This window comes from Lactobacillus gasseri ATCC 33323 = JCM 1131 (assembly GCF_000014425.1).
Lineage (GTDB): Bacteria > Bacillota > Bacilli > Lactobacillales > Lactobacillaceae > Lactobacillus > Lactobacillus gasseri.
In genome coordinates this window covers 191308-204244 of sequence record NC_008530.1, presented here as the reverse complement: position 1 = coordinate 204244, position 12937 = coordinate 191308, and the positions used below count along the sequence as shown (strand labels likewise).

13 protein-coding genes and 1 pseudogene are annotated in these 12937 nt (G+C 34.8%); 5 read left to right on the top strand and 9 right to left on the bottom strand.

The window, feature by feature from the left end; all coding sequences use genetic code 11:
• Positions 1 to 40 precede the first annotated feature (40 nt).
• Positions 41 to 973, bottom strand: coding sequence for a glycosyltransferase family 2 protein (locus LGAS_RS00830; protein WP_003647925.1), 933 nt, complete (start codon positions 971 to 973; stop codon positions 41 to 43).
• A 19-nt stretch (positions 974 to 992) separates the two neighbouring features.
• Positions 993 to 1430: a GtrA family protein gene (locus LGAS_RS00825; protein ID WP_003647926.1), complete on the bottom strand. Its 438-nt coding sequence runs from the start codon at positions 1428 to 1430 to the stop codon at positions 993 to 995.
• A gap of 175 nt (positions 1431 to 1605) precedes the next feature.
• Between LGAS_RS00825 and rpsN the strand changes: the two genes are divergently transcribed.
• Complete coding sequence (gene rpsN / locus LGAS_RS00820; protein ID WP_003647927.1) at positions 1606 to 1863, top strand: 30S ribosomal protein S14; 258 nt, start codon at positions 1606 to 1608, stop codon at positions 1861 to 1863.
• A gap of 146 nt (positions 1864 to 2009) precedes the next feature.
• Here rpsN and LGAS_RS00815 read toward each other — a convergent pair whose 3' ends face one another.
• Positions 2010 to 2702 carry a 2,3-diphosphoglycerate-dependent phosphoglycerate mutase gene (locus LGAS_RS00815; RefSeq protein ID WP_003650693.1) on the bottom strand — a complete coding sequence of 231 codons (693 nt, stop codon included), beginning with the start codon at positions 2700 to 2702 and terminating at the stop codon, positions 2010 to 2012.
• A gap of 159 nt (positions 2703 to 2861) precedes the next feature.
• Here LGAS_RS00815 and LGAS_RS00810 point away from each other — a divergent pair, with 159 nt between their 5' ends.
• From LGAS_RS00810 to LGAS_RS00795, 4 genes are all read left to right on the top strand, one after another.
• Positions 2862 to 3284 carry a PAS domain-containing protein gene (locus LGAS_RS00810; RefSeq protein ID WP_003650691.1) on the top strand — a complete coding sequence of 141 codons (423 nt, stop codon included), beginning with the start codon at positions 2862 to 2864 and terminating at the stop codon, positions 3282 to 3284.
• An 83-nt stretch (positions 3285 to 3367) separates the two neighbouring features.
• Positions 3368 to 4195 carry a DUF6612 family protein gene (locus tag LGAS_RS00805; protein ID WP_003647929.1) on the top strand — a complete coding sequence of 276 codons (828 nt, stop codon included), beginning with the start codon at positions 3368 to 3370 and terminating at the stop codon, positions 4193 to 4195.
• 21 nt (positions 4196 to 4216) lie between these two features.
• Entirely contained in the window at positions 4217 to 4999 is a 783-nt protein-coding gene (locus LGAS_RS00800) for a hypothetical protein (protein ID WP_003647930.1), read from the top strand.
• Between the two features lie 11 nt (positions 5000 to 5010).
• Positions 5011 to 5973 (top strand): Gfo/Idh/MocA family protein, encoded by a 963-nt coding sequence (locus tag LGAS_RS00795; RefSeq protein ID WP_003647931.1) that lies wholly within the window; start codon positions 5011 to 5013, stop codon positions 5971 to 5973.
• Positions 5974 to 6011: 38 nt separating this feature from the next.
• Here LGAS_RS00795 and LGAS_RS00790 read toward each other — a convergent pair whose 3' ends face one another.
• The 6 genes and pseudogenes from LGAS_RS00790 to LGAS_RS00765 form a co-directional block, all read right to left on the bottom strand.
• On the bottom strand, positions 6012 to 7838 hold the full coding sequence (locus LGAS_RS00790; RefSeq protein ID WP_003655634.1) for a monovalent cation:proton antiporter family protein: 1827 nt from the start codon (positions 7836 to 7838) through the stop codon (positions 6012 to 6014).
• An 89-nt stretch (positions 7839 to 7927) separates the two neighbouring features.
• Positions 7928 to 8758 carry a PfkB family carbohydrate kinase gene (locus LGAS_RS00785; protein WP_003647932.1) on the bottom strand — a complete coding sequence of 277 codons (831 nt, stop codon included), beginning with the start codon at positions 8756 to 8758 and terminating at the stop codon, positions 7928 to 7930.
• Positions 8759 to 8844: 86 nt separating this feature from the next.
• Positions 8845 to 10287: pseudogene (locus LGAS_RS00780) on the bottom strand (GH25 family lysozyme); the annotation flags it as partial.
• A gap of 55 nt (positions 10288 to 10342) precedes the next feature.
• Positions 10343 to 12214 carry a glycoside hydrolase family 73 protein gene (locus tag LGAS_RS00775; RefSeq protein ID WP_003657051.1) on the bottom strand — a complete coding sequence of 624 codons (1872 nt, stop codon included), beginning with the start codon at positions 12212 to 12214 and terminating at the stop codon, positions 10343 to 10345.
• A 203-nt stretch (positions 12215 to 12417) separates the two neighbouring features.
• A complete protein-coding gene (locus LGAS_RS00770) occupies positions 12418 to 12657 on the bottom strand; it encodes a DUF2922 domain-containing protein (RefSeq protein WP_003647935.1) in 240 nt (79 codons plus the stop codon).
• 47 nt (positions 12658 to 12704) lie between these two features.
• Positions 12705 to 12914, bottom strand: a complete 210-nt coding sequence (locus tag LGAS_RS00765; RefSeq protein WP_003652642.1) for a DUF1659 domain-containing protein — start codon at positions 12912 to 12914, stop codon at positions 12705 to 12707.
• Positions 12915 to 12937: the final 23 nt, after the last annotated feature.

The following is a 12937-nucleotide window of genomic DNA, read 5'->3' as shown; positions in this document are numbered from 1 at the left end:
TTCGGAATTTATGTGATAATTCCGAAACTTTTTGCAATGTTTATTTTTTCTCTTTAATAATATAAATCGGTCGATTCTTAACTTGAATATATACCCTACCAATGTATTTACCCAAAATACCAATGCAGAGTAGTTGCAGACCACCCAGTAGCAAAATAATGCATACCATTGAAGCCCAGCCAAAGATGCTTGAACCAGGGTAGAGTGCTCTGCGAATAATTACAATGATCAAGCCAATAATTGATAATACAAATGAGCCAGTACCAATCCAAACGGCTAAGTTAAGTGGCGCTTGTGAAAAGTCCGCAATTCCGTCCATCGCGTATTTGAATAATTTCCAAGTGTTCCAATCACTTTCGCCAGCTACACGTTCAACATTGTGGTAGTCTAAATACTTAGTCTTAAATCCAACCCAAGAGAAGATTCCTTTTGAAAAACGGTTGTATTCAGGCATATCCAAAACTGCATTTACCATCTGACGAGTCATCATTCGGTAGTCACGGGCGCCTGGTACAATTTCAGTATCAGAAATCTTATTAACAACCTTATAGAACATATCACTTAGGAAAGACTTAAACTTAGCTTCCCCTGTACGGTCAACCCGACGAGTTCCAATACAGTCATATTCTCCCGTCTTGATCAAATCATACATTTGCGGCAAAAACTTAGGTGGATCTTGTAAGTCAACATCCATTACGACTACATAGTCTCCAGTTGCAGCTTGAAGTCCGGCATAAAGTGCGGACTCCTTACCAAAGTTTCTTGAAAAAGAAACAAAGTGAACATGTTCTGGATCTTTTTTGCGTAATTCTTTAATTTCTTTAAGTGTATTATCTTTGGAACCATCATTAATAAACCAATATTCTGGCTCTAAATCTGGAATTGTATCCATTACTTTATTCACAGCTGGATAAAAAAGTGGTACAGATTCCTCTTCATTGTAACAAGGAACAATAATTGATAATTTTTTCATACTTTAACAGGCTTTCTGATTACTTTCTAATGTCTACTTTTGACTTAGTAGTTTTTATTTTTCTAAATGTAAGTAATTTATTAATTACAAATTGAATTAAGGTAGCGATAAATGTTGAAACGGCCTTAACAATTAGTTGGTTATAGCCTAGCTGAGTTACGAAAATAAATAAACATAATGTGGTAAATAAAGTCGTAATTTGTCCAACTAAATAGTAAGAAACGAATCTTATTAATAACTTATCGTGAACCTTAAAGTTAAGAAAACTATTCCAGAAGAAGTTATTGATTAACCCACAAGATGATGAAATAAAATTAGCTACTTCGACTTGCATCTTAAAATGGGTAAGGAGTGCGAAAATTCCAAAATCAACACCTAATCCTAACACACCAATTAATACATAAATAATCAGCTGTCGCAAGTCTTCATTATGAAGTATTCTTTTAAAAATACCCACGGCTTCTTTTCCCTTCTTTAATCAATCATTACTTATTTTAAACTAATTCTTTTTAAAATACTTTCTTTTTGACAAATTATTAATAATTTAATACAATATGCTTACTTTAAGTTAGCTCAAATTATTATAGTTAATCTTTATCACATTCAAATTCTATATTCGAAAGGAAAGATATATGGCAAAAAAATCCAAAATTGTTAAGGCTGCTAAGCAGCGCGAATTAATCAAAAAATACTACGAATTAAAAGAAGCTGGTGACATCGAAGCACTAGCAAAACTGCCACTTGATGCTCACCCAACTCACTACCACAACCGTGATCTACACGATGGTAGACCACATGGTTATATGCGTAAGTTTGGTATGTCACGTTTACGCTTCAAGGAACTAGCACATAAAGGACAACTTCCTGGCGTGCGTAAAGCTAGTTGGTAAAAATTATAAGACTAGCTCTTATTTAAAGCAAAACTTAAATACACAAACATAATAGTCATACTTAAAAGCCTCCTGTTTAGGAGGTTTTTTGATTTACAAAAAAAGCTCTGACTTTCGTCAGAGCTTTAATACTCAATAACTAAAAATTAGTCGTCAAGCTTTTCTTTGTTAACAACATCTAACTTGTCGTCAAATGTGTAAACAACTGGTTCACCAGTCTTCATTTCTAAGTTCATGATGTCATCATCTGAGATGTTTTCAATGTACTTAGTTAAAGCACGAAGTGAGTTACCATGTGCAGCAATAATAACGTTCTTGCCGTCAAGTAAATCTGGAGCAATGTGATCTTCCCAGAATGGCATTACACGATCAAGACATACGTGTAAGTTTTCTGCCTTAGGAACGATGTGTGGATCCAAGTTTGCGTAACGACGGTCATGTGCTTGACTAAATTCGTTGTCATCATCAATAGCTGGTGGCAAAACATCGTATGAACGACGCCAAATGTGAACTTGTTCGTCACCGTATTTTTCAGCAGTAGCCTTCTTGTTTAAACCTTGAAGAGCACCGTAATGACGTTCATTTAATCTCCAAGTCTTAGTTTCTGGAATCCAAAGTTGGTCACTTTCTTCAAGTGCGTAGTGCAAAGTCTTGATAGCACGAGTTAATAATGAAGTGTAAGCTTGATCAAATTCAAGACCGTGTTCCTTAATTAAACGACCAGCCTTCTTAGCTTCTTCAACACCTTTTTCTGAAAGGTTTACATCAACCCAACCAGTAAATTGGTTAGAAAGGTTCCATTCACTTTGACCGTGACGAATTAAAACTAATTTCGACATGAACTGTATCTCCTTTAAAATTCAATGTTTCACTAACTATTTTACACGCTTATGAGAAATTTTCATAGGAATTACGAAAAAAAGCTTTATTAATCCACAATTTTTTAATGTTAAAATAACAATAGATATATTAATTTGGACAGATTGGAAGAATTACCTATGGATAATATTAATTTAGACGGTGGTCATCTCTCACTTGAACAGTTAAATGCAATCTTTAGAACTATTCCACAAGAAATGGACGTCTTAGATGAAAATGATCGCGTTGTCTGGTCATCAATGAATAAGAATCGCCTCTTCAAGCGAACCGAAAAAGATATTGGTAAGACTGTTTTTGAGGTGCATCCCGGCCACAGCCAAAAACACGTTAAAGAAGTTTTAAACCAAATGCACGCAGGCAATCGTAAAAATATTTCAATTATGATCACTAAAGATGAGCAACCAATAAATATTTCTTTTTATAGCCTTCATAACGAAGATGGAAAATATATTGGTTGTATTGAAGTAACGCAAGCAGTTAAAAATTTGCAAGTTAAGGGCAGCAAATTGCGCAATATCTTAAATGTCCTTAAAAAGCACTAAAGTTAAGTTCTTATAATACTTTTTTCAACAGAAAATAGAGTAAAATAGGATACGATAGATACATTTATTGGGGGAATATTTTTATGAAGAAAAAATTCAACTTCCTGCTCTTATTGGGAGTAATTTTAGTTTCTTTAACTACAGCTTGTTCAAAGAAAGATAGTAAACCAAAAACTAATCCTGAACCTTCTGCAAGTTCGCTAATTAATGCTAAGTTTAATTCTAGCTTAGCTAACGGTCACTTCACTCAAACAATTAATTCTGATGAAATGAGCCAAAAGTCAAAATCGGAAGGTCTTTTTAAAGATAAAGGCGATGTAACTAATCTTACTTACACTTTGACTCAAAAGAAAAAATCACAAACAGAACAAATGTGGTTAACTAAAAAAGATATGTACCTTCTTTTAGAGCAAAATAAGGGACACTGGATCAAAAACTCAGCTAATGCCAATACTTTTGATCCCGACCAAGTAAAAGAAAGATTTAATCCTGCAACTTTTAAGAAGATCAACAAAGCACTTGCTAAAAAGGCTACTGTTCAAAAGAAAAATGGCAACTATGACATCAGTTTCAATGGGACTGATTCTAATCTATGGAATGCGGTCAATCCACTTGTTATTGACGCTATGAATACTCCAGGTTCACAAAACATGCAAGTAGCTCGTCTAGTTAAATCAGCCCAAGTGCAGAACTTAAAAGTTACTTATTTAATTGATCCTACAACAAAAAATGTTGAATCTATGACTTTCAAGGCACAATACATTGCTGGTGGAAAATATAACTTCACTTGGACCTTAACTTATGATCAACTCGGCCAGCACGCTGACTTAGCAGTTCCTGCTGATATTCAGAAGAATGCGATTGACGCTGAAGAGATCAAGAAAGCTCAAGCTGAGCAAAACAAACAATAATCATTTTAGAAAGATAAACTAATGCAGAAAAATAAAGCAAAAAATAAAAAGATTATTTTTCCTAACAATCAAGGCGGCAAAATTGCCGCTTTAATTTTAGCCATTATTATTTTAGTAGTAATTATTTTGGGCGCTACTTTTGCCCTTGGCAAGCCTAGTCCTAAAGCTGCCTTAACTAAAGCAGCAGATACTGAAATTCAAACAGCACGTGTCGATGTTAAAACTACCAATTCAAAAGGCAAAATGTACTCAAACTATGTCGTTGGTCCTAATAACACAATTCACATCACAATGAGAAGTATCCCAAAATCAGATACAAATTCTGAACTCTGGTCTAATGATCAATACGTCTATCATCGTGATAATGATGAAGCATGGAATTATATTAAGCAAAATGCGATCTTCAATGAGGTTTACTCTGGCTACAAAAAGCTCTATACAGCTCACAACTTTAAACAATTCTCTGATGATGCTTTTAAAAAGTTAAAACTAAAATCTAATGGCTTTAGTGGCTATGTAATTTCTTACCATGGCAATGATAAAGACGTCATTAAAAGCATGCAAAAAGCTACTTCAGTAGCTTCTACAAGTGACCCGCAGTCAAGTAATGTAAAAAGCATTGAGCTGCGAGTTAAAGTTAACCGCAAAAAAGAGCTAACCGATCTTTACTATAAAGTTACTTACTATAGTAAAAAAGAAGGCACCTTATCACTTCACTTATATGATGTTAACCAGGTTAAGAAATTAAAGATTCCAACCTCGGTTACTAAAAATGCCAAAAAACTAAATATTAAATCAAATTAAAGGAGAAACTTATGAAATTAGGTATTATTGGTTCTGGAAAAATTGTCCATGATTTTCTAACAATTGCTGATCAAATTCCCAATCTCGAACTTACAGCTCTTGCAACTACTAAGAGAAGTCATCAAATTGGCCTAGATTTACAAAAAGAATATCAGATCACTAAATTATACGATAATAATGATGACTTATTTAATGATCCTAACGTTGATACTGTTTATGTAGCAGTACCAAATAGTTTTCACTTTTCTATTTCAAAAGCTGCACTTGAAGCAGGTAAAAATGTTATTTGCGAAAAGCCTTTTGTCGCAACTGTTGATGAAGCAAGAGAATTAAAAGCAATTGCTGATCAGAAGAAGCTCATCATTATTGAAGCCATAACTAACATTTATTTGGAAAACTTTAAGTTTATTGAAGAAAATTTAGATAAAATTGCTCCAATTCATGTAGTTAACCTTAACTACACTCAGTATTCTAGTCGCTATGATGCCTTTCTAGCTGGTGATATTCAGCCAGCTTTTGATCCGAAAAAAGACGGTGGTGCTTTGATGGATCTAGGAATTTACAATTTGCACATTATTATCAAACTATTTGGCAAGCCAGAAGCTGTCAATTACTTCCCTACAATGCAGAAAAATATCGACACTTCAGGCATCTTGCACCTAAGTTATCCTGATAAACAAGCTAGTTCAATCGCTGCTAAAGATAGTTTTTCACCGAATGTCAGCACCATTGAAGGTGAAAAAGGCGCATTGATAATTTATGGTCACCCTAATGAAATGCCTAAAGTTGGAATGCAATTAAAAGGACAAGAAGTTAAAGTTATCAACAACAATAAGTACTCTCACCGAATGGTGGCTGAATTCATTGAATTTACTAAAATCATTGCTCAACATGATTTCAAAGAAGCTGATCAAGCTTTTACCCATAGTTTAAATACCTTAGCTGTTTTACAAGAAGCTAAAAGTCAACGTTAACAAAAAGGACAGGAATTAAAATCCTGTCCTTTTTCTTGCTAATTTTTTCTTCCTAATTCTTCTCGTACTCTTTCTGCATCTTCGCCTTTAGCCGTAAAGATCAAATGATCACCAGTTTCAATAATCGTGTTACCATGCGGTACTAACCAAGTACCATTTCTCCAAATTCGACTTACTGTCATTTGTTCAATAAAGTCAAGATTCATCAACTTTTGACCAGCGTATTTATGATTTCTAACTGTAACTTCAAAAAGACCATTCTTAGTATCAGTTAGAATTCTTAAAATAGATGGCGATTCAATCAAAGCACGTAAAACTGAAGTTTGAACATTAAAGAGATTGTAGATCTCAATCTTTTCATTTGTTAAGTTCTTAATCGTCTCTGGTTTTGGTCGCTCTTGACTTGCAATTACTCTTTGAACGCCATGCTCTTTAGCCATCCGGGCAATTTTACGATTCAATTCATCTTCAATAAATCCAGCTACCAAAATATCACAATTAAAGGCACCGGCTTTTTCTAAGCATGTTTCTTCAAGACTTGAAATTAATTTTAAATTAGCAACTTTACTCTTATAAGTATCGTAATTTTCTTTCTTATGAGTTACTAAAAGAACATCATACCAGTTATCATGCAATTCTTGTGCAACCGGTACAGTCATCACATTTGTTCCCATGATGACAACTCTTTGTTTAATCTTATCTTCTTTAGTCAACTTAAAAATTGAATTAAACAAAATCGGTCCTAAAATACATACCACAACAGCTGCTAAAATAAAGGCATCTGATTGAGTTTCTGTAATTGCATTCAGTTTACGAGCAACTTCCAAAGTTGGAAGCACAATCGTAATCGTAGTCATAATTAAAAACGTTCCTGCAATACTATTGCGCTTATTAAAGCTACGAACATAGACTAAAAAGATTGGTAGCTTTGACAAAAGTAGAAATAAAACCAAAACCGGAATTAACATTAAGGCATTCGGATTAGTAATTAAAGTCTTAAGATCTAGCTTAACACCAGTTGTAATAAAGAAAATTGGAATAAAAAATCCATAACCAATAGAAGTTAATTTGTCCATAGTTGCTTCACTTGGCTCAAGTAATTTCATAACCATTCCGGCTAAGAAAGCTCCAAGAATGTTTTCAGCACCTACTCGTTCAGCAACCGTTACTAAAGTGAAAATCAAGAAAAAGGCTAGTCTAATATCTAATTGCGTAGTAGATTTAGATATTCTGTTAAACCATTGATACGGCTGCTTAAATCTTTTCAGTAAAACAATCGCTACGAGGAATAATAAAATGATCAACCATAGTTTTCCTGCATTACCACCATTAATTGAAGCATAGACAGTTAAAAGTAGTAGTGGTATTACTTCTCCTAAAACTGCTGTTAGTAAAATTGTCTGTCCAATTGGACGAGATAAGATTTCTTTTTCTTTTAAGGTTGCAATAACCACTCCTAAGGCTACAGTCATGAAGATGATCATTGCCAGCATTACATCGCTAAAGAGTCCAATTAATTTTAATATCTCAGCTAAAATAAGCGCCATAACTGTTATCGTGGCAAAGGAAAAAACTGCTATACGCGCTGGGTTAACACTACTTGGCTTAGTATCAGGCAAATCTTTTTTCTTAAATAAATCAAAATTGATTTCCATTCCTGAAAGAAACATCAGTAATATCACACCTAAATTCGATAGAAGTGATACACTACTGGTAATTTTAATTGTATTTAATAAGCTCTTACCTAAAATTATTCCAGTTACAATTTCAGCAACGGCAGTTGGAATAGCATTGATCTTAAACCGTGCCATAATAATCGGAATAACTAGGGCAGCTAGACTAACAATAAATAGAGATAAGTCCACGTTTTTTCTCCCTTATTATAAAATTATTGTCATTATACTAAAAAAAGCATCAAAAAATAAGTCGGCTCTAACAAGCCAACTTATTTTCTTTATTCTGCTTCTTCAAAAGTAATACGTCTTGCAATGACTTGCTTTTGAAGTGCTGGTGTAGTTCTAAAGTCAGTAAGCCAATCGCTTTGAGCTGTATCGCTCCCTGCTGCAATTGCATCTGACAAATTTTTAACCGGCATATAGCCCTTTAGCATCCCTGCAAGGAAAGTACCAAGAAGCGCATCTCCACTACCCGTACTATCAACTACTTCTTCAATTTCTGGTGCATGTGCCATTAGAGCGTCCATCATATTAACAATTGCAGCGCCGTTTGCGCCTAAAGACAAAAGAACATGCTGCGCACCCTTAACTACTAAATCATGAGCCATATTAATTAATTCTTTCGTAGTTACCTTTTGATTATCTTTTTCAAACCAATGTTTTAATTCCGTTTCATTCGGCTTAATCAATAAAGGATTCATTGGCAAGATATCAAGAACGTTTTCATAAGGAACATCCACTACCAAGCCTGCTGCCTTTTTATCAGCTACTTTAGCAAGATCAGTTAAATAAACTGGATCAATTCCCTTGGCAAAACCACCAGCAATAACTAGAATGTCACCGGCTTTTAAGACTTTCAGATAATCTAATAACTTTTGCTGATTTTTAGCAGTGATTTTAATTCCACGTTTTTGTTCAATAAATTGATTTTCAATCTCTGCTTTATCAAGTTCTTCTGCAACTTGCTCTACGTTTTTATGATTTACAATACCAGTTGCAATCGATTCAATACCTAATTTCTTTAAAACAAGTGAAATATTAATTCCTTTACCTACTACACTTTCGCTAGGATCTAAAGTTACTGTATAAATCAAAACTATGTCCTCCATACTTTTTTCATAATTTATTATAAGACAAAAAAGACATGATTCCTATTCGGATCATGTCTTTTCAGATTATTCATTTTTTTAAACTATCTGTAAGTTCCCCATGCTTGGTTGTTTAAGCGACCTACTAAGTAGCCATATTGACCATTGGCACGTGGTTGTCTTAACCAAGTGTATTGGCCTGTAGTACGGTAAGCATCGTACTTAATTTCAGTGTTTGTTGGCAATAATGCAATTACCTTACTATTGGTGCTGGCACCAGTTCTCAAGTTAATTGCTCCACCAGTGATAAATACACCATTTTGCTTAGTCCAGTTATTGTTTACATTATTATTTGTATTTACGTGTACTGGTTGACTTGGCTTGTTAACATTTTGAGCTGGCTTAGCTGTGTTAGTTGTTGGTTTTGTTACATGGTTAGCAACTGGAGCAACTTTAAAAGTACCCCAATCTTGTCCATTTGCACGTCCTACTAAGTAACCATATTGGTTGTTAGCACGTGGTTGTCTCAACCATGTATAGTTACCCTTAGTACTATAAGCATCATACTTTACTTCACTGTTTGCTGGAAGTTGAGCAATGATACTACTATTAGTACTTGCACCAGTTCTCAAGTTAATTGCGCCACCGGTAGTGAAAGTACCTTCTTGCTTAACCCAATTAGTATCAACTACCTTATTAGAAGTGTTAACAACTGGATTTGCAGGTGCTTGACTACTGCTTTGACCATTAGTATTAACGTTTAAAGTGTTGGTATTAGCTTGGTTAGCGTTGTTACTCTTATTTGAAAGAGGAAGTACATTAACATTTCCGTCAACGTTTTGACCACGCCAGTTTGGAGTATACTGCCAAATAGCAACATTACTCATTGATGGGAAGTAGTTATAATCAGGTTGATCTTGACGGCCCATAGTTTTATAAGCTGCTACCCACAATGAATTTGGATACTTTTGAGTAACCTTATTAGTATCAACCTTAGCCTTTAATAACCATTCACTTGAATAAAGCATTGGGTTATAACCACCATTGTGAACAGTATCCATAAAGCTAGTAATTGCATTAGCACTTGCTTCACGACCACCATTAGTGTTGTTATGAGCATCTTGTTCCCAGTCAGCTGCTAAATATGAACCTTGTGGTAAACCAGCTTGTTGAGCTGAACTAACAGCATAGTTACCTTCTTGAACAGCTCTGTTGCTATCTGCACCAAAGTGAGCATAGTGGTAACCCATTGGCATCATATTGTTTTGTTCAGCACTATTAATTTGACCTTGAGCATGAGGGTTTTGGTAGTTTGTACTTTCAGATACTTTAACTACAGTAAATTTAGCACCTGACTTAGCTTGTTGAGTCAAATTAGTACCTTGCCAGCTTGCAACATCCACACCTGCAGATCTTGCAGGTACATTATCAGTTGCAGCTTGTACTACTTGATGAGTCTTAGTAACACCCATTGGATCGGCAATTGCTAAAGCTGTCATAGCACTAGCACAAGCTAAGGCACTAATAAATCTTTTATTTGTTGAACGCATTAAAAACTTCTCCTCCAAAAAATTTTAATGAATTAAATTCTATCCCAATTATACATTAACGAACTAATACAGACTTGGCAGATACCCATTGATTTCCGCCAAGGTCATACCAAGTTTGTCCATGAACATTAGCTACACGGAAGTATCTCCAACTTGAGCCATCTTTCAAGAATTTACCTGAAACTTGATCTTGACCTGGCACACGCCATACTGGCACACCGTAATCTGGCTTAGAATTAATAGTTAATACACCAGATTTTGCAGTAATTTGTGCTTCTTGAGTAGTATATTTTGCCATAATCCATTTACCGTTGCTAATTTCGTAATATAAGTTACCGTTGTAGTATTTAGAAGCAATAACAACGAACTCTGAGCCAGCTTCAACTTGTTGATTTAACTTTTGACCATCTGGTGCTGATAAAACGTCAACAGTCTTAGTAACCTTAACTAAAACAGTAGATGCAGCCTTAGGAGCAGTATTAGTACTGATCCATTGAGTACCATAGTTATTGTTTGCAACAACATTTTGGTAGCTTTGAACAGGCTTGACAACAGTTTTAGCACTAGTAGTTACTGGAGTTGTCTTAACTTCCTTAACTTCAACTTTCTTAGGTTTAACTACTGGAGCTTCAGTGGTCTTGGCAGCTTCTTTAGTTACAGTAACTGGAGCAGTCTTAACAACTGGAGTTGATTCCTTCTTTACAGACTCAACTGGTTTAACTGTTGGAGTTTCAACCTTTTTAACTGTATCAGTAGTTTTAACTGCTGGAGTTGCAGGTTTAATTTGTTTAGTTTCAACTTTAGTAGACGCAGCCTTTACAGGAGTTGTCTTAGCTGGTTCAGCTTTAATAACTTCCTTCTTAACTTCTTTCTTAGCTGGAGCTACAGCTAATGAAGTAGCTAATTGTTTTACAGGTTGTGCTACTTTATTTTCAGTCTTAACGTTTAAAGTGTTGGTTTGGACTGGAGTTTTAACTTCAGCTGCACTCTTTGCTTTTACCGTTACAGTTGCAGTTTTAACTGGAGCTGCAGGTGCTTGACTCTTAGCTTGTTGAGTTTGGGCTACTGGCGTTTTAACTGTTTGACTAACTTGTTTGTTAGTAGCTGCATTGTTTGCAGTAGTATTAGTAGTAATTGGGCTAAATGCAAGTGCATTAATCCAGCCAGTACCAATATATGCACGCTTAACACCATTGTTATAAGTGATGTACTTAGTAACATTTACATTTTGACCAGTTCTTGCAGTACCAACTTGAGTACCAACACTAGCGTCAACTGGTGCACTCATAATTGGTGTGGTTTGTGCAACTGTACGGTTTTCGTTAACAACTTGGGTAACGGGATCGTACTTATCAAATCCATTAGCTGCGATAACGCTGTTAAGTGTCTTAGCATAGTTTGGCGCAGTTGCATACTTACCTTGTAAACCATTTTGAGTTGCTTGAGCATAATTATTTGAATTTTCTACCCAAGTACCAGAGTAGTAGTTACCCATTTGGTTACGTAACAAAGAGCCATTATCTTCAAATGACTCAGTATATGATGGATACTTTCTAAATCCAGCGTTAGTAGTGTAATAACCATTGCTGCCATACTCGCCAGTATTCATGTTTACTGATTGACCCTTGTAAGAGCCTTTAATACCAAATAAGTTATTATTAGGTGCTTGTGCCAAACCTGATTGACCCCAAGCTGATTCAACAGCTGCTTGAGCAAGCATAACTGAAGTATAAGTACCATACTTAGATGATGCAGTTGTAGCAGCTGGAATAGCTTTGTTTAAAAATTCTTGTTGATATGTTGCAGCTTGAACAGTACCTTCACCAGTTTTTAATGGATTTTCTGGTTTAAGGTTGTTGGTAACTGATATACCGGCAGTTGTGATAAGTGCCGCGGTAGCAATACCAGTGAATGTTCTTTTTTTCATTGCTTAAACTCCCTCCAATTTACATACACCCTTTATTGTAGTGTGGCAAGTTGTCAGATACAACCGAACAGACATTCTGAAATAAAAAAGTAACATAAATTACATACTTTCGTCTCAAAATAAAAAAGGCAATGCCGAAACATTAACCTTTCAAGAGTTTATTTAATAACTTAATTAAGATCCTTATCTCATAAAATATTGTTCTAGTTCTTTTCACTATCATCAAACACAGAAGTAACTGTACGTTCAACATATTGAGCAGATAAAGGAGCCTGATATTGATCAACTTCTTCCTTGACAAACAAGTTAGCTTCACAGATTTCATTCATGGCAGTTTTAACCTCTTCTTCGGTTAAATTTTCTGCTGCATCAGGTAATGATAAGTTCACTTTCTTATTTTTAGCATTTTTAAATGTAAGTCTTAAAGTCTTAGTAGTGGTCATTTTGAATTCTCCTTAAAAATCTTCTATATATTATTTTCTTTTATTTCTTAAGCTTGAATATCTGAATAAGAAATTAATCTAGCGCTTTTGATGCCAGCATCTTTTTGCAATTTAGACAAGGCATTTCCGACTTTCATTACCTCTTCAGCACTAGCTTGCTTTTTAACGTTCTTCAAAATTCTGTTTTTCTTACCATTGCTGTATTTTTCACCTGCAAAAGTAAATTGAACTGATTGATCTTTTAAAATAAATTCCATTTTTCTACCTCTAATAATCTAAT